General features: G+C 51.1%; 17 protein-coding genes and 1 tRNA gene. 4 read left to right on the top strand and 14 right to left on the bottom strand.

All coding sequences use genetic code 11. From position 1 onward, the window contains the following. The first annotated feature begins 164 nt into the window (after nt 1-164). From INT32_RS18310 to INT32_RS18295, 4 genes are read left to right on the top strand one after another with little or no spacing between them, the layout of a single operon-like run. Complete coding sequence (locus INT32_RS18310; protein WP_100697216.1) at nt 165-869, top strand: hypothetical protein; 705 nt, start codon at nt 165-167, stop codon at nt 867-869. A gap of 34 nt (nt 870-903) precedes the next feature. Further along, a complete protein-coding gene (locus tag INT32_RS18305) occupies nt 904-1,392 on the top strand; it encodes a DUF5681 domain-containing protein (protein WP_197707272.1) in 489 nt (162 codons plus the stop codon). 2 nt (nt 1,393-1,394) lie between these two features. Continuing rightward, entirely contained in the window at nt 1,395-1,784 is a 390-nt protein-coding gene (locus INT32_RS18300) for a hypothetical protein (RefSeq protein ID WP_193090145.1), read from the top strand. Next, complete coding sequence (locus tag INT32_RS18295; protein WP_193090144.1) at nt 1,781-1,954, top strand: hypothetical protein; 174 nt, start codon at nt 1,781-1,783, stop codon at nt 1,952-1,954. The genes INT32_RS18300 and INT32_RS18295 overlap by 4 nt, the downstream gene beginning before the upstream one ends. A gap of 446 nt (nt 1,955-2,400) precedes the next feature. Here the strand turns inward: INT32_RS18295 and INT32_RS18290 are convergent, their stop codons facing one another. The 14 genes from INT32_RS18290 to hfq all read right to left on the bottom strand — a co-directional run bounded on the left by INT32_RS18290 (nt 2,401) and on the right by hfq (nt 16,687). Further along, nucleotides 2,401-3,012: a hypothetical protein gene (locus INT32_RS18290; RefSeq protein ID WP_193090143.1), complete on the bottom strand. Its 612-nt coding sequence runs from the start codon at nt 3,010-3,012 to the stop codon at nt 2,401-2,403. A 102-nt stretch (nt 3,013-3,114) separates the two neighbouring features. Continuing rightward, the gene (locus INT32_RS18285; protein ID WP_193090142.1) at nt 3,115-3,378 is read right to left on the bottom strand and encodes a hypothetical protein; all 264 of its coding nucleotides are present in this window, start codon (nt 3,376-3,378) and stop codon (nt 3,115-3,117) included. Between the two features lie 121 nt (nt 3,379-3,499). Next, complete coding sequence (locus INT32_RS18280; protein ID WP_100697222.1) at nt 3,500-4,486, bottom strand: hypothetical protein; 987 nt, start codon at nt 4,484-4,486, stop codon at nt 3,500-3,502. Between the two features lie 252 nt (nt 4,487-4,738). Further along, nucleotides 4,739-4,815: transfer RNA gene (locus INT32_RS18275), tRNA-Ile, on the bottom strand. Nucleotides 4,816-4,984: 169 nt separating this feature from the next. Continuing rightward, complete coding sequence (rpoD, locus tag INT32_RS18270) at nt 4,985-7,480, bottom strand: RNA polymerase sigma factor RpoD (RefSeq protein ID WP_226817271.1); 2,496 nt, start codon at nt 7,478-7,480, stop codon at nt 4,985-4,987. A gap of 157 nt (nt 7,481-7,637) precedes the next feature. Continuing rightward, on the bottom strand, nt 7,638-9,530 hold the full coding sequence (gene dnaG, locus INT32_RS18260) for a DNA primase (protein WP_193090139.1): 1,893 nt from the start codon (nt 9,528-9,530) through the stop codon (nt 7,638-7,640). A gap of 9 nt (nt 9,531-9,539) precedes the next feature. Continuing rightward, complete coding sequence (rpsU, locus tag INT32_RS18255) at nt 9,540-9,752, bottom strand: 30S ribosomal protein S21 (RefSeq protein WP_014750883.1); 213 nt, start codon at nt 9,750-9,752, stop codon at nt 9,540-9,542. A 70-nt stretch (nt 9,753-9,822) separates the two neighbouring features. Continuing rightward, nucleotides 9,823-10,365, bottom strand: a complete 543-nt coding sequence (locus tag INT32_RS18250) for a phosphoribosyltransferase (RefSeq protein WP_193090138.1) — start codon at nt 10,363-10,365, stop codon at nt 9,823-9,825. 13 nt (nt 10,366-10,378) lie between these two features. After that, nucleotides 10,379-11,683: an adenylosuccinate synthase gene (locus INT32_RS18245; protein ID WP_193090137.1), complete on the bottom strand. Its 1,305-nt coding sequence runs from the start codon at nt 11,681-11,683 to the stop codon at nt 10,379-10,381. Between the two features lie 60 nt (nt 11,684-11,743). After that, the gene (locus INT32_RS18240; RefSeq protein WP_193090136.1) at nt 11,744-12,907 is read right to left on the bottom strand and encodes an ATP phosphoribosyltransferase regulatory subunit; all 1,164 of its coding nucleotides are present in this window, start codon (nt 12,905-12,907) and stop codon (nt 11,744-11,746) included. Between the two features lie 138 nt (nt 12,908-13,045). Beyond that, the gene (hflC, locus tag INT32_RS18235) at nt 13,046-13,966 is read right to left on the bottom strand and encodes a protease modulator HflC (RefSeq protein WP_193090135.1); all 921 of its coding nucleotides are present in this window, start codon (nt 13,964-13,966) and stop codon (nt 13,046-13,048) included. Nucleotides 13,967-13,977: 11 nt separating this feature from the next. Next, nucleotides 13,978-15,303 (bottom strand): FtsH protease activity modulator HflK, encoded by a 1,326-nt coding sequence (gene hflK / locus INT32_RS18230; RefSeq protein WP_193090134.1) that lies wholly within the window; start codon nt 15,301-15,303, stop codon nt 13,978-13,980. Further along, complete coding sequence (gene hflX / locus INT32_RS18225; RefSeq protein ID WP_193090133.1) at nt 15,290-16,378, bottom strand: GTPase HflX; 1,089 nt, start codon at nt 16,376-16,378, stop codon at nt 15,290-15,292. Before hflX ends, hflK begins: the two co-directional genes overlap by 14 nt. Before the next feature lie 66 nt (nt 16,379-16,444). Then, nucleotides 16,445-16,687, bottom strand: coding sequence for an RNA chaperone Hfq (gene hfq / locus INT32_RS18220; RefSeq protein ID WP_193090132.1), 243 nt, complete (start codon nt 16,685-16,687; stop codon nt 16,445-16,447). Nucleotides 16,688-16,784: the final 97 nt, after the last annotated feature.

Raw genomic sequence — 16,784 nt, 5'->3', positions numbered from 1 at the left:
TCTTCACCTCCGTATTCAAATATTAATTACAGATAGCACTCGACCATATAAGTATGAACTACCTGTTCAGCGGACGTATGTAATTGATCAAATTGCGGAATTTGCTTGTTTTTCCCATAATGCAAGCAGTATGTAACTAACAAGTCAACTTTGGAGATAAAGCAATGTCCCTTGAAATCAATACCGCCGTCAGCCCCTCATTCCATCCAGAGAACGTTAAGAAGATTGACGGATACAACGAAACCAGCGCTCCCTATTTGGGTCCAGCAGAAGAGTTGATGCAAGACACCTATAACACCCTCGGCAAGCTGCACGAAGCTCGCAAGGTAGCATCAAAGAACCCAACATGGAACGAACAACAGCAAATCCTTCACGTCAGTGATACTGCACTTTCGCAGCAGCTTCGTCTTACCAAAAAATTCGATAGCGCGGTCGCCACGATGGATAAGCAGATCAAGAGCATGGACGAGATGCTCACTTCACCTTTAGTGCAGAAAGCAGGCACGGGGAATTTGAACACAGAGATTCGCAAGCATGTGGCAAGCATGGATATTAATGGTCGTTATAAATTCTTGCGACAAGCAATTGACAAGAATGACGTAACGACCCTTACCGCTCTGCTCGGTGCGCCCTCATACCTAAGCGGCATGTCTGATACCGAGCATTCAATTTATACCCGTCAATATCATGAAATGGTAAGCCCCGATACTGCCCAGCGGTTAAAAGCCCTTCGTAATGCTAAAGACTACCTCGAAAAACGTGGCTCCGCTCTTTTATTGGAGATTGAAAAAGCAATGGGATCAAACTGGAGACAGGTAGCTTCAATTCGAGAGGCGCATTCAAAAGCAACACAAGCGCTCAACCTGTGATCGCACAAAGACAGACACTTATCACAAGGACGACATGACCAGCACGAAGCCAAAACCTCCCAATAACGACCTCGTACAGCCGGAGTGGTTGAAGAATTTCAAACCAGTTCCCGTCACCGGCAATGAGCAGTGGCAAAAGGGTATGCGGTCGCCGAACCCAAAAGGTAGGCCCAAAGGCGTTATCGACAAGCGCGCCAGACTCGCATATCGAATGATGGAAAACGCTGGTGGCATTGTAGATAAGATGGTGGAGCAGGCACTGGAAGGTGACGCGCAAGCGGCGGCGCTGATCCTGACCCGTGTAATGCCTGCCCTGCGTGCGCAGACTGAACGGGTTGAATTTAATCTGAACGTAGCAGCACCCATTGCGAAACAGGTAGAGCAGGTACTGGATGCTATTTCCCGTGGATTAATCGCCTCAGATGTAGCAAAGCAGATTATCGACGCGATTGGCACATTGGGGCAAATTCGATCCACTGAAGAACTTGAAGCCCGTATTGCGGCATTGGAAAACAAGGAATAATTATGATTAACGTGTGGTCAAAAAACAAAACGAACCGTGTGACACTATTTGAAGCACAACCGACCGATAGTGTGGTTATGGTACAGGTGGACGATGATCGGTCGTATATGCATATCTCACAACACGCTGACGCTATTAAAGAAGCGTTGCAAATCGCCGATCAAAGAACGAGACACCAGATAAACGTCATACCCTTAGACGTAGACCGCTTTATAGAATTAAAAACGGGCAAGCCCGCAAAAGATTTCCAATTGTCCCTGACGGCTGATGAGCGCGAAGAGCTGCGACTTTTGGCTATTGATGCATGCAAGGACGTGCTTAAGAATTGCCCGGACCAAGACTTGCGAGTTAAAGCGGCAAACGCTCTTATTGAACTTGGAGTTTTCCAATGAACGAAGATATTAAAAACGCCCTTACCGAATCTGATCGCAAAGCGCTAGTACAGCGGCATTTTGACGTAGCGTATGAACAACTGATTATGCGCGAACTAAATTTTTTAGCCGCCCTGGAGCTTGGACAACGACTGACAGCGCTGGACAGCACAGAGCATGAACACAAGTAATATCCGCACTCTGCTCGCTCGCGTCAAACGATTGGAACATATTGCGAATCCAGTTTCGGAGTCCATGTATATGGAAACTGCCCACAGTTTTGACGAAGCAATTGCCAACGGCAGTATGTGTGCAACGGATGGACCTATTATCCGCGACTGTGTGCTTATGTGGTTACGGGACCCTGCCAAGTACGGCTTGATAGGAAGACGATTCAGTTAAAGGCACCAACGGCACCGACGGCCGCCAACGTGGTTAAGCACACCGACCCACGCTAAATATATCGGGTGCAGCTCGGGCAAAGAACCCCTAGTTCTATCTCCTTTCTTTGTGACCCAGCCTTCAACGCCCTGCAATTTTCATTCCGGGGCGTTGTCGTATATACGGCTGCAGGGCGATAGCGGGCGGCACAGGCCGCGATCACCACAGGGTCAGTACGTTGCGTTAGCTAACCCTTTCAAGTATCGTAACTTCGTTTACGGCCAGCATCAGCCTCACTCAAAAGCTTCATTGCTGTTTCGCATACATCGTGAACTTGCTTTGCGAATTTAGCCGCATCATCTATGTCACCATTGAGCTTTGATTTTAAATATATGCTGATTAGATCAGACCAAAGACTTTTTTTAACTTCCAAGTCGATCAATTGTATATGCAATTCTTCCGGTATCGACTTTAGGTGCGGGCCGAGATCAGACGGGATAAGCAACAAGTTCAAGCGCTTGTACAGTGGGAACAACCCATTATTAAATTTCACAGCTTCTTCAGCATCGTCGTTTGCCATGTGGAGTTTCTCTAAAAAACCACGGGCATAATTTCGAATATGATTAAGCTGGGTAACTAAATAAAAATTTGCTACTCTTTTTTCAGTGTCGATACGATCTTGCTCTCGTCTATCAGCACTGAACGAGAAATACAAAGCGACAACAACCGCACCTACAGTGCCAATTGCAGTAAATAACGCTATAAGTCGATCTTCGAAATCCGAATGGTTATTAATAAACAAAATATTAATAACCATCGCAACCGCCACGCCAAATAAAAAATAGAGTACTTTGCCGTTTTTACCCATTTTTATTGATCTCCAAGAGCCGGAGCTATTTTCCGCGAACAGCTACGCATTAATAAAACCAAGATATCAATCTCAAATAATTGCCACCCCGCGCTCGGCATTTCAAGATAGAACCTCCACCGGCCATTTATAGTAGCTATAAAGGTACTGCCCTCCATCCTCTCGGTCGGTCAGAGTGGCGCGAATCTTGAATCGTGTTCCAACAGGATAGTCGGCAGATAATTTTTTCGAACATTCAACGTGCAGGAGAGTGGAATACTTGCCACCTACTACTGGCCTGATATGTACTTTACCGCGTAAACCAGAAGTCGACTTCGGCAAATAACTTTCAACCTCCACTATTTCATACGGATTGTCCTGAGCCATCAGAAACTCCTTTTCGCGAACAGGTAACATCAAATTAGTTCGTCTTAAATGCTAACCACATGAATTCAAGGGAATTACTATTTCCAACATTAAATATGTACTTGATATGTAAGCAAAGCGTTCAGAACGGTATATCTTCGTCAAAGCTGAATGCGTCCTTCACCGGAGGTAATGCACCGTTCGGTAAGGGTAAATTAGTCACAATAAAAAGATTAAGTATGTCGTCACGATCCATGAACATGATCTGTGATCGTTTAGTCGCATCGAGGTGATTTCCCAACCAATTCCTTGCCTGTTTTGTTATCTCACCTCCAGCAACGATAAATGCGTGATCAACCAATACGCGACGGTTAAATTCGGGGTCGAATATTTCATGCCCCAACATCATAGTAACTTGGTTCAAAATCTCACCAATATTCCTAGACCCTTCTTTACCCATGCCCGCAGAATCAAGTTTCCCCTTCTTGGCTTGAATACCAAAATACAAGACATGTAGAGTTGGTAGCGTATATTTCATCCATATATCTTTACCATATTCTAAGGCTTTGTCCTTGTGACCAGCAGCGGTAATCCGGTGAAAACCCAGTTGCCGAAATAGCGGCAGCAATATTTCTTCAATTAGTTCGTCTTCTGAACACTTTTCAAGATACACAATTAGTTGATCACGGCGAGTCGACTCTGCCGGTGTCAACGGGCGATGTGGGTTAGCAGGCTGAGCAATAGTGTTCGTAGCGATGTGACGTAGCTGCCCTACTCCGTGATTATCATAAAAGGCCTCCCAACCTTCACGAGCAAGGACAATATTAATTGCTGAAAGAGCAGCACTTCTGTCTGGATCGCCATCTTGAGCCTCCCCTTTATCCAGAACCGAGCGTATTATTCGCACGAATGCATCGGGAGGACTTGAAGGCCCCGTATGGGGCATCGCCAACACCTCCTCCAACCTCTCTGCTACCCATATTCGCCGAGTGGAGCCATCATGAACAAACTCAAGATCGCAATCCTGAAAAAACTCGGTAATATAGGTGCTCGAACGATAGTGAAAGTGGTCCGCATCGCCACATATAATGTTCGCCAATTCTCGAAGGTTCCTACTTTTCCATTTCATAGCCGCGAGCCCGCTCTAAACACGAATAGCTCTATTGTGACATCTGTTTGCTAACGAAACTAGATATTACTGTCAATAAGTATGCATCCCCGATTTTTATATGCATCGAGCATAACGGTCGTGGCATAAATACACAGGTTTAAACCCTAGCGACAGCAACAAAACGGCTTACATAGTGCTTACTTACAGGCTAGGCAAAGAAAAAGCCGCTTATGTGAGCGGCTTTAACATACTGATAAATAAGGTATTTTTTGGTCCCCCCGGCTGGACTCGAACCAGCGACCAAAGGATTATGAGTCCTCTGCTCTAACCAACTGAGCTACAGGGGGTATCCATTATTTTGGCCGCCTGTCAGACTATCTTGTGTATAAAACACCTGACAAATGCGGCCAATTTCCGGCTTTTTTCTTGCTAACTACATTTAAATTTGGCCTGCGCTTAACGTCTAACTAACGCCAAGTATTTCTTCAAATACCCACGCGCGATCGGCAAATTTAATTACTGGTTTTCAAGAAAGCTTTTAAGTTTATCAGCTCTGCTTGGATGACGCAACTTGCGCAGGGCCTTGGCTTCTATCTGACGGATCCGCTCGCGAGTCACGTCAAACTGTTTACCCACCTCTTCCAGCGTTTGGTCTGAACTGATGCCGATACCGAACCGCATGCGCAGCACTTTGGCTTCACGTGGCGTCAGAGAGTCAAGCACTTCCTTGAAGGCATCGCGCATGGAGCCATACAGTGCATTGTCTGATGGCGCCAGGGTAGCGTTGTCCTCGATGAAGTCGCCCAAATGCGAATCGTCATCGTCACCAATCGGCGTTTCCATGGAAATGGGCTCTTTGGCAATTTTGAGGATTTTGCGAATCTTCTCTTCCGGCATATCCATTTTCTGCGCCAGTGTTGCAGGATCGGGCTCGGTGCCTGTTTCCTGCAAAATCTGACGATTAATACGGTTCATCTTGTTGATGGTTTCAATCATGTGAACCGGAATACGGATCGTGCGCGCCTGGTCGGCAATCGAACGCGTAATGGCCTGGCGAATCCACCATGTGGCGTACGTAGAAAACTTGTAGCCTCGACGGTATTCGAATTTGTCCACGGCTTTCATCAGGCCGATATTGCCTTCCTGAATCAGATCAAGGAACTGCAGCCCGCGGTTGGTGTATTTCTTGGCAATAGAGATAACCAGCCGCAAGTTGGCTTCGATCATTTCGCGTTTGGCTTTCTTGGCCTTGGCTTCACCGGTGACCATGCGCTTATTCACGTCTTTCAGGTCTTTGAGGGGCAGAACAACGGCATTTTCCAGGTCTATCAGTTTTTGCTGAATTTCATGGATATCAGGAATGGAACGCTCAAGCGTTTCTGCGTAGGCAGCGTTCTTGTTCACTTCATCCTGCACCCAGTTCAGATTGGTTTCCTGGCCGGGAAATACTTTAATGAAGTAAGAGCGTGGCATGCCGACACGATCGACGCAGGTGTGCAGGATGGCGCGTTCCAGCTGACGCACTCCTTCAACCTGGCTGCGCAGCGTGTCTGCAAGGCGCTCGACCATTTTGGCTGTAAAGCGCACGCCCATCAGTTCCTCAAGAATGGCTTCCTGAGAGCGGATGTAATCGGGCGTACGATAGCCACCTTGCTCGTAAACACTGCGCATTTTGCCGAACCATTTTTCAACGGAATCGAATTTTTCCAGCGCCTGTTGACGCAGCATTTCCAACTGCTTGCTGCTCATGCCGCCGGCCGGGCCGTCGTCACTCTCGTCTTCTTCCTGCACGCCTGAACCGGCATATTCTTCGCCGTCCTCAGTGACAAGGCCATCGACGACTTCGTCAATCTGGGCCTGACCATCGCGAACACGCTGGATGTGGTTCAAAATTTCCTGGATCGTAGTCGGGCAGGCAGCAATGGCCATAACCATATGCTTGAGCCCTTCCTCAATACGCTTGGCAATTTCAATCTCGCCTTCACGTGTCAGCAACTCAACCGTGCCCATTTCGCGCATATACATGCGGACTGGGTCGGTGGTGCGCCCAAAGTCGGAATCCACAGTGGTGAGCGCAGCTTCAGCTTCGTCTTCCACGTCGTCGTCGGATGACGCTACGGGTGCGTTGTCGCTCAGCAGCAGCGCTTCTGCATCGGGCGCCTGGTCGTAGACAGAGATGCCCATATCGCTGAAGGTACTGATGATGCCGTCAATAGCCTCTGCATCCACCAGATCATCGGGAAGATGGTCATTGATTTCGCCGTAGGTAAGGTAGCCCCGTTCCTTGCCCAGTTTGATGAGCAGTTTAAGACGGTTACGCCGCGCTTCCTGTTCTTCAGGCGAGACCGGGCCGCGACTTGATACCTCTTTGGTATCTTTCGCACCACGTTTGCCGCGCTTGGCTGGTTTGAAATCTGGCACCTCTTCTACTTCGCCGTCTTCGGCTTCGAGGAATTCATCATCTTCGTCATTGCTCTTGTTTTTTGACGGACGACCAGGCTTGCGGCCAGTTCCTACTTTGGGCTTGCGTTTACCGGCTTTTTCCTGATCCAGATCGGTGTCGTCCAGATCGAGGTCCGTGTCATCCACGGCAGCTTTTGCCTGCGCTGTTTTGGACGCAGCCGTTTTGACTGGAGCCTTTTTGGCAGCCGGACGGGCCGATGCCGTTTTGGCACCTGCCTGGGCAGCGACAGTTTTTACAGTTTTGACTTCTGCCTGCGCAGCTGTCGCCGTTTTGCTGGCCGGTGCCTTTGTCCCGGGATTAGCCGAAGGCGCTGACTTGGTTACTTTTGCAGCAGTATCTTTCACATTCATTTCCGGTTTGGCGGCCTTACTGACTTTGCCTGAAGCCGCCGTTTTTTTCACTGAAGGACTTGCCTTGGTCTCTGCTGGCACCGTCTTGCCTTTTTTCAGGGCAGACCTGGCTGGTGCTATGGTTTTAGAAGAAGACTTTGCGGTCACTTTCTTAACTGCTGTCTTGGAAGGAGTTGGTTTACTACTGGATTTGGTCATAGTCAGTTCCGGCAATCTCAGATCAACACAAACAAAACAAAAACAACAAAACCACGCACTGCTTCGCCGCTTGTTATTTTTTATTTAAGCAGCAAAAGGAGGCGCATATATAGAGACGAGCAAACTTTACATTATACACGAGTAATTTATAAAACCCTTATTTTAACAATCTGATACGGGCATTGATGGCCTTGTATCGTTCGCGATCCACTGCCGTTGTCAAACCGCCAGCAACCAGGTTTTCCTTATCCTGGTTCAGGCGTTCGAATTCAATTTTGCGCAGCGCATCATTCCACTCTGCGGCGGGGTCGGGTAAGGCATCCTCGTCGAAAGAGTCAATTGTCAGACCAGTCAGCATATTGGCTATTTCGGATCCAGGTTCGGCGCGCTGTATGAGCGCCGCAAGGTGTGTTGCCTGAGTGGTCTGAGCAAATGCAATAAATTCCCTTACATAAGCAAACTGGGGGCTAAACCCCAAAACTTCAAGCTGCTGATCGGTTATTTTATGAACTAGCTCCAGATTGGATGCCAGCAACTTGATGAGCCTGCGGGCCAGCGGCGTCACCTGGCGGCCACCCCGACGGCTGCCGGCACGCCCGTAACGGGCAGACGGCTTGGGCTCAAACGAGGCTGGCGCCAGATCAAAGGGCGAGCCAAAGCCAGAACCAAATGGAGAACCATCCTGGGCGGCGCCCTGGTTTTTCTCGGGCGCTTCGGGCAGCGATTTTTGCCAGTCCTGGCGCTTTTGGGCCGCTTCTTCAAAGCGAGCAAGGTCGGTCAGTAACTCGGCAGAGGTCAATGACACCAGTTTGGCAAAATCATTCTCGATCTGCGTTCGGATGCCCGAAGCCGGAATGGCCGAGATCAGGGGACGGGCTTCATGCAGGCAGGCTGCCCTGCCCTCGGCTTCGTTCAAATTATGGCGAGAAGCCAGCTCTTCAAGCAGAAACGTAGACAACACGCGTGACTGCGCAAGCTCTTTGTGGAACGCTTCCGGGCCCAGGTCGCGCACAAAGGAATCAGGATCGTGTTCATTGGGCAGAAACAGGAATCGCAAGGAGATATCGTCGCGCAGAAATGGCAAACACACATTCAGGGCTTTCCAGGCCGCACGACGACCAGCCCCGTCGCCATCAAAACTGAAAACGATGCGATCGCTGGTGCGTAGCAATTTCTGGATATGGGTCGGCGTGGTTGCCGTGCCCAGTGTGGCCACCGCAAATCCGATGCCCTGCTGCGCCAGTCCCACTACATCCATGTAACCCTCAACGACAAGCACACAGCCTTCTTGCCGGATACCCTGGCGGTTTTCCCAAAGACCGTATAGCTCCTGACCCTTGTTGAACAACGGGGTTTCCGGGGAATTCAGGTATTTGGGCTCACCCTTGCCAATGATCCGACCACCAAAGCCGATCAGGTTACCCTTCGCATTGATGATGGGAAACATGATCCGTTCGCGGAAACGGTCATAGCGCCTGCCATCATCGGACTCGATGACCAGGCCGGCTTCGGTCAATAACGGGTCATCATAGTTATCAAAAACCTGTTTTAGCCCGCTGCGATCATGGCCAGACCAGCCCAGCCCGAAAAGCTTGGCGGTTTTGCCGGTAATTCCCCGTTGCTTGAGGTAGGCAATGGCATCCTGGCTTTCCCTGAGCAGCGCCAGATAACGTGCCTGGGCTTTCTCAAGTACCTGCTGGTGTCGATTGACTTCCGCCTTTTGTTCGCGCGCGCGCACCTGTTGCTGTGGGCTGCGCTGCTCTTCGGGCACGACCATACCCACATTCGCAGCCAGAGACCGCACCGCTTCGGGAAACGAGGCCCCGGTGTGCTCCATAAGGAATGTGATGGCAGTACCATGCGCGCCACAGCCAAAGCAGTGATAAAACTGTTTGGTGGGACTAACGGTAAAGGATGGCGATTTTTCGTTGTGAAAGGGGCAAAGGCCGAGTAAATTCGCTCCGCCCTTTCTAAGTTGAACGTACTTGCCAACAACATCGACAACGTCGACCCGTGCCAGCAAGTCCTGAACAAAGCTGTCAGGAATCAACTGTGCACATTAATACATGCGTGGAGGCAATTGCTGGCTACGGATACGTTTGTAGTGACGTTTAACCGCAGCAGCGTGCTTGCGTTTGCGCTCTGCTGTTGGTTTTTCGTAGAATTCGCGTGAGCGCAGTTCTGTCAGCAGACCGGTTTTTTCGATAGTGCGTTTGAAGCGGCGAAGTGCGGCTTCAAATGGCTCGTTCTCTTTTAAGCGTACGTTAGGCATGAATTGTAGGCGTGTTCTTTAAAATTGGAAGAAAAAAATCTTGGATAATCAAGGATTCTAGCACACAATCTTAAGATTGTGTACCTTTTCTTACCCAGGCCTCCAGCTGATGAGGCCGCAAACTGTCGTAATCTTCAAACGGCTGATGAATCCACGGATTAGTGGGCAGCTGGTCGATGTAATAATCGGGTTCCGCCTTGGCGTGGCCTTTCCACCACAAAACGGCAGATCGCAGCTCTGTAATGGCAGGATATTGCGTCACCAGGTGCTCCTGGACTCGGGCAAAGGTCAACCCGGTATCAACCATATCGTCCACCAGCAATACGCGGCCGTCGAGCGTGCCGCGGGTGATAGTAATGAATTTGGCGATATCCAGCTGGCCCTGAACGGTACCGGCCGCTTCCCGATAGCTGCTTGTGGCAAGAATGCCCAGCGGTACATCGAAAATGCGGGATAGCACATCGCCAACCCGTACCCCGCCCCGCGCCAGGCACAGGATCTTGTCGAATTTCCAGCCGGATTGATGAACTACCAGGGCAAGCCGTTCGATCAGCCGGTTATATTCATCCCAGCTGATCCACAAATGTTTGTCAGAATTTTCTGGCGCACTCATGTTCTGTTGTCCTTCAGGCTGTCTGATCCAGGAACGGATGGCGACGTAAAATGGTCTCCATGCGGTCCGGCCCGGTGGAAATAATATCGACTGGCACTTCACAGATCTCTTCAATACGCGTCAGGAAACGGCGAGCATTTTCCGGCAGTTTATCGTATTCCTTGACGCCGACAGTGGAATCGCTCCAGCCCGGCATGGTTTCAAGAATAGGTTCGGCCCTTTCCACTGCTTTGTAGCCATATGGCAACAAATCGATTTTCTTGCCGTCCAGCATATAGCCGGTGCACAGGCCAATGCTTTCCAGCCCGTCCAGCACATCAAGCTTGGTGACACACAGGCCGCTAATGCCGTTGATGATGACCGAACGCTTGAGCGCGGCGCCATCAAACCAGCCACAACGACGTGGACGGCCGGTTACCGCGCCAAATTCGTTGCCGACTTTCGCAATGCGGGCCCCGACTTCGTCCGTCAGTTCGGTCGGGAACGGGCCGGAGCCGACACGGGTGGTGTAAGCCTTGGTAATACCCAATACATAATTGAGGCGTTGCGGGCCCACGCCGGCACCTGCCGATGCCGCGCCGGCAATACAGTTGCTGCTGGTGACAAACGGATAGGTGCCGTGATCGACGTCCAGCAGCGCGCCCTGCGCGCCTTCGAACAGCAGCTGCTGCCCTTCTTTCTCCGCCTGGTACAGCAGCGCGGAGACGTCGGCCACCATGGGCTTGATCACCGGGGCCAGCGCCAGCGCCTGGTTTTTCACTTCGTCAAAGGATACCGGTTCGGCGCCCAGGTACTGGGTCAGAATGAAGTTGTGGTACTCCAGCACTTCCTTGAGTTTTTCATCAAAGACATCAAGATCGTACAGATCCTGCACGCGCAGGGCGCGACGCGCCACCTTGTCTTCATAGGCAGGGCCGATTCCGCGCCCCGTCGTGCCGATCTTGTTCTCACCCTTGCGGGCCTCACGGGCCTGGTCCACCGCCACGTGATATGGCAGGATCAGCGGGCACGCTTCGGAAATGCGCAAGCGACTGCGTACGTCCAGGCCAGCCGCTTCAAGCTCTTCAATTTCCTTGAGCAGCGCCTCGGGCGACAGCACCACGCCGTTGCCAATATAGCAAATGGCGTGAGGGTGCATAATGCCTGACGGAATGAGCCGCAGGACGGTACGCTTGCCATTGATCCAGAGAGTATGACCGGCATTGTGACCGCCCTGAAAGCGCACAACGCCCTGTGCTGACTCGGCCAGCCAGTCAACGATCTTTCCCTTGCCTTCGTCACCCCATTGGGTGCCAATTACCACTACGTTCTTGCTCATAAAAGTGACTTTGTACAAAAGTTCATCTCATTCCTGCTGAAACAAATCAGCAGGACCCGATTAGTTGGTACTTTTCAGCACCCATTGACCGTTGTCGCAAATCAGCTCACGGTCGAAAACAAATTCATCAATACTTTGCGTGGTGCCCGGAAAAAACTGAACCACCACATTGCCGTCCTGTCGAAGCTGGCGAATCTTTTCGCCCAGCGCGGGATCTGAATCCCACGGAGCCCGCACGGCCCGGGACGGTTCGGCCGGAGCCAGGCCGGCAGAAACCTTGCGCAGATCCAAACTGAAGCCGGTAGCCGCGCGCGCGCGCCCGAAGGAGGTGCCGGCATTGTCGTACCGACCACCGCGAACAATGGCGTCGGGCCAACCACGGCCAAAAATGGCGAAGCTGACGCCGGAATGATAATCATAGCCCTTGACGTCGGCCAGATCTATCCCGACCGCAGTCACGTCAAGCGTTTCCACCAGGGTTCGCAACGCCTGCAATGCGGCACGAATGCCAGGCAGATCGGGCAAGGCAGAGGCAGCCTCGGCAAGCACCGCGACATCGCCATACAACGACGGCAGGCGAATCAATGCAGCGGCAATATCATCCGGCACGCCGGGAGTAGCCTCAAACAACTGCCGCAGCCCGGGAACGTCTTTTTCCTTGAGCAGCGACAGCACTTCGCCAGCCTGATCCTGCAGACCCGCGGCTTCGATAAGCGCGCGCGATACGCCCGGATGATTCAGGTCCAGGCTGGCATTTTCTATACCCGCCAGGACGAGGCTGTCCAGTGCCAGCTGGATAATCTGCAAGTCTGCTTCGTAGCCGGCATAGCCATAAATTTCGGCGCCGATCTGCAACAACTCACGATCTGCCAATAAACCCGAAGGACGGGCGTGCAGCACGCTGCCGCAGTAACAAAGCCGGGCCACCCCTTCACGATTGAGCAAGTGCGCATCAATGCGCGCAACCTGCGAGGTCATGTCGGCGCGCACACCCATGGTGCGGCCCGAGAGCTGATCCACCAATTTATTGGTTTGCAGCTTAAGATCGTGGCTGTTGCCAACGAACAGTGAATCGGTATATTCAACCAGCGGCGGCGCGACCAGTTCAAAACCGCAGTTGCGATACAGATCCAGCATCGCACGACGCAGTTCTTCGATTCGGCGCGCTTCTGCGGGCAGAATATCGGATAGATGTTCAGGGAGTAGCCAGTTGCTTGTCGTCATGTCCGAAAATGGAGAAAACAAATAAAAATGCGACCCGGTTGCGTAAGCAGCCGAATCGCATAGATAAAGTGACTTAAAACTTACAGTATATTGTACTCTTTAATTAACTGTAAGTCGCGCAAATGGTTATTTTGCGAATTATTGTACCGGTAGCGGCTGGCGCGCTCCGCCCGCAGTCGAACCCTGTCCGCTGATGCCAGACTGGTTGAAATAACGGAAGAAGTCGGAGGCCGGATCAACAACCAGCAAATCGTTGCGGCTGCTGAATGCATTGCGATACGCGTCCATACTATTGTAGAAGCTGAAGAACTCCGGATCCTTGCCATAGGCTGTAGCATAAATCTCGGCCGCTTCGGCATCGCCCTGCCCGCGCAACACTTCGGCTTTTGCCTCGGCCTCAGCCAGTTCTACTCGTACCTTACGATCTGCTCCAGCCTGAATACGCTCCTTGTCGGCAGCACCGTTGGCGCGCAGGCTGTTGGCTTCTTCCTTACGCTCTGCCTGCATTCTGGCATATACCGACTCAGACACCTCGGGTGAAAATTCGATGCGTTTGAGACGTACGTCGACAACTTCGATACCTAGCGGTTTGGCACGCTGTTCGACATTTTTTACGATTTCATCCATCACAATATGTCGCTCTTGCGAAATCACATCACGAACAGTACGCGTATTCACCGAAGCATTCAATGCATCGCGAATTTGCGCACCCAGCCGGTTCTGTGCCGCATCAAGGCGATTACCAAAAGAAATGTAGTACCGCAGCGGGTCAATAATGCGCCATTTGACGTAAGAATCGATGATCAGGTTCTTCTTTTCAGAAGTCTGGATGCGCTCTGCATCGCCCGACTCAATTGTCTGAATGCGTTTGTCGAGCTTGACGACAGTTTCCATGGGCGCTGGCCATTTAAAATGCAGTCCGGGCTCGGAAACCGTACGTTTCCATTGCCCGAGTTTGAACACCAACGCTGTATTGCGTTCACTCACGGTATACACCGACGAGGAAAAAAGAAATGCGGCGATAACAAAGACGACCGCCCCGAAAATTGTTTTATTCATGATAAGTCCTCTTACCTGCTGCGGTCAAAATCATCACGGCGCAAACGATTATCGTTGCGTGTTGCCGCGGTATTGCCGGTCGACGGACTGTCCGTCGACGAATTTGACGAGGATGAATCATTGTCTGGCTTGCGTGGCTGTTGCTTCTGCCCGGTCTGACCCTCGAGGATCTTGTCTATCGGCAAATACATCATATTGTTACCATCTTTGGTATCAAGAAGCACTTTCGAGGTATTTTCAAATACCTCTCGCAGCGTAGAAATATAGATCCGTTCGCGGGTTACTTCCGGCGCCTTCGCGTACTCGGCCTGAACGCTTTCAAAACGTGATGCCAGACCTTTGGCCTGCGTCACGATTGCTTCGCGATAGCCTTCGGCACTTTCAACCAGACGCGAGGCACGACCTCGAGCCTCAGGAATAACCTTACTGGCGTAAGCATTACCTTCGTTTTTCTGCCGTTCGTTATCCTGACCGGCCTTGATCGCATCTTCGAATGCCGCCTGCACTTGCTCTGGAGGCTGCACGTTCTGGATCGCGACAGAAGTCACTTCGATACCGGAACGGTAGCGGTTCAGAATCTGCTGCATCAACTTCATGACGTTGTTGGCCGCCGCTGTACGACTTTCGTACAGAATATTATTCATAGATTCCTTACCCACGATTTCGCGCATTGCAGTCTCACCGGCCTGGCGTACTGCCTCGGTAGGATTGACCATGGAGAACAGGAAATCGGCTGCAGGTGAGCGCTGTGTCACTGCGTCTGGAGTCAGTTCGGTTTTAAGGCGATAATGCACTGCAAATTGCACCTCAACGATATTCTCCTCCTCAGTCAGCATGAGAGATTCGGCCGGTACCTTGTTGCTCAGGTCGTTTTTATAGCCAAATGTAAAATTACGCACACTTGAAATATCGACCTTTTCAACGCCTTGAATAGGCGTTGGTATATGCCAGTGCAAGCCTGGCAGTACCGTGGCTTGGTAGCGACCGAACTGCGTGACCACGCCCACATAACCCTCACGGACGATGTAGAAGCCGCTTACCAGCCATAGCGCCAGCGCGGCAATGATGATGAACACGATACCCAGCCGTGTCGCCTTTGGCGAAGGGGAAAACCCATTATTTTGCGGAGGGCGGTCGAACCCGTTATTGCCACCGCCCTGCTTCTTGCCGAAAATGGATTTGAGCCGTTTGTTAAAATCATTCCAGACCTGATCGAGATCTGGCGGACCCTCATTGGGCCTGCCAGGACGCTTCGATGGGTCGTCGGAATTATTGTTATTCTGGCTTCCTCGACCCCAGCCCGGATCATTAAGATTAAAAAGATTAAAGAATCGCAACTTCGTTTCCTATTGAAGGCCTGAACTCAGCGATTGCCCCGCGCAACCCATCCAGACCAGTTCGTTGTAGTGCACTCACAAATATACGGGCCGGTTCGCCCTTTTCGTTTCTTTCTACTTGCGGTTCGTAGCCCGCTTGATCTATTTTATTGTAAATAAGGATACAAGGGATCTCATTGGCCCCAATTTCTTCTAAAACTTTATCAACTTCGGCAATCTGCTCATCTCTTTGCGGACTTGCCGCATCCACCACGTGCAGTAAAAGGTCTGCATGCACCGTCTCTTCAAGTGTCGCCTTGAAGGCGGCAATCAGCGTCGTGGGCAGATCTCGGATAAAGCCCACCGTATCGGAAATAACTACATTGCCGGCGCCCTCGATCCATATTTTCCTGGTCGTGGTATCGAGCGTGGCAAAAAGCTGGTCGGCCGCGTAGGCATCTGCTCTGGTCAGGGCATTAAACAGCGTACTTTTACCGGCGTTGGTATAGCCGACCAGCGATACCGACAATGTATTGCTGCGGACCCGCGAGCGTCGCTGCGTCTTGCGCTGACGCTCTACCCGCGCCAGGCGCTCGCGCAGCACCTTGACCTTGGAGCCAATCATGCGACGGTCCATTTCCAGTTGGGATTCACCAGGCCCGCGCATGCCAATACCACCCCGTTGTCGCTCAAGGTGGGTCCACATTCGTGTAAGACGCGTAACCAAATGCTGCAACTGGGCAAGCTCAACCTGCAGCTTGCCCTCGTGACTCTTGGCACGCAAGGCAAAAATATCCAGAATAAGCGCAACCCGATCTACCACGCGTCGTTCGAATGCGCGCTCCAGATTGCGCTGTTGTGCCGGGCTCAGCGGCTGATCGAAAAGAATCAGCTCAACGTCCTCGGCCTCGGCCATGGCCACCGCATCCTCGAGCTTGCCTTTACCTATGTAGTAGGCTGCGTCAGGTTTGTCTCTTTTTACGGTAAGGGTGCCCGCAATATCTGCGCCCGCCCCTTCGGCCAGCATTTGAAATTCTTCGGCATGTGCCGGATGATCCAGATCGCCTGAATCTACACTAATAATTAATACGCGCATAGCGTCCTGAAAAACAAAAGGCCCGCACAAGAGAGCTTGGCGGGCTTTTGCGAAAACCTGAGGTTGTTATTCCTGTTCAGCTGGTGTGTCAATTTGAAAACTGACGGCCCTTGCGGGAACAACTGTTGAAATAGCATGCTTGTAGACCATTTGCGTTACCGTATTGCGCAGCAATACGACGTACTGGTCAAAGGATTCGATTTGCCCTTGCAATTTGATTCCATTTACTAGATAAATGGAAACGGGAACATGTTCTTTACGTAACGCGTTCAGGAAAGGATCTTGTAGTGATTGCCCTTTAGTGCTCATTGGCTAGGCTCCATATGTTATTTGGGTTTACAACTGAAAACGACTTTACTGATTTACCTGATTATTGATCAGCCACAAAAGACAATACAGGATCAAT

It is taken from the genome of Advenella sp. FME57, assembly GCF_014897675.1.
Taxonomy (GTDB): domain Bacteria; phylum Pseudomonadota; class Gammaproteobacteria; order Burkholderiales; family Burkholderiaceae_B; genus Advenella.
Note: the sequence above shows the minus strand (reverse complement) of the source record. Positions and strands in the feature narration are given on the sequence as shown.

Coding starts and splice junctions, on each gene's coding strand:
- INT32_RS18310 (WP_100697216.1), top strand. CDS start 165: ATGTCCCTTGAAATCAATACCGCCGTCAGCCCCTCATTCCATCCAGAG.
- INT32_RS18305 (WP_197707272.1), top strand. CDS start 904: ATGACCAGCACGAAGCCAAAACCTCCCAATAACGACCTCGTACAGCCG.
- INT32_RS18300 (WP_193090145.1), top strand. CDS start 1,395: ATGATTAACGTGTGGTCAAAAAACAAAACGAACCGTGTGACACTATTT.
- INT32_RS18295 (WP_193090144.1), top strand. CDS start 1,781: ATGAACGAAGATATTAAAAACGCCCTTACCGAATCTGATCGCAAAGCG.
- INT32_RS18290 (WP_193090143.1), bottom strand. CDS start 3,012: ATGGGTAAAAACGGCAAAGTACTCTATTTTTTATTTGGCGTGGCGGTT.
- INT32_RS18285 (WP_193090142.1), bottom strand. CDS start 3,378: ATGGCTCAGGACAATCCGTATGAAATAGTGGAGGTTGAAAGTTATTTG.
- INT32_RS18280 (WP_100697222.1), bottom strand. CDS start 4,486: ATGAAATGGAAAAGTAGGAACCTTCGAGAATTGGCGAACATTATATGT.
- rpoD (WP_226817271.1), bottom strand. CDS start 7,480: ATGACCAAATCCAGTAGTAAACCAACTCCTTCCAAGACAGCAGTTAAG.
- rpsU (WP_014750883.1), bottom strand. CDS start 9,752: ATGCCTAACGTACGCTTAAAAGAGAACGAGCCATTTGAAGCCGCACTT.
- INT32_RS18250 (WP_193090138.1), bottom strand. CDS start 10,365: ATGAGTGCGCCAGAAAATTCTGACAAACATTTGTGGATCAGCTGGGAT.
- INT32_RS18245 (WP_193090137.1), bottom strand. CDS start 11,683: ATGAGCAAGAACGTAGTGGTAATTGGCACCCAATGGGGTGACGAAGGC.
- INT32_RS18240 (WP_193090136.1), bottom strand. CDS start 12,907: ATGACGACAAGCAACTGGCTACTCCCTGAACATCTATCCGATATTCTG.
- hflC (WP_193090135.1), bottom strand. CDS start 13,966: ATGAATAAAACAATTTTCGGGGCGGTCGTCTTTGTTATCGCCGCATTT.
- hflX (WP_193090133.1), bottom strand. CDS start 16,378: ATGCGCGTATTAATTATTAGTGTAGATTCAGGCGATCTGGATCATCCG.
- hfq (WP_193090132.1), bottom strand. CDS start 16,687: ATGAGCACTAAAGGGCAATCACTACAAGATCCTTTCCTGAACGCGTTA.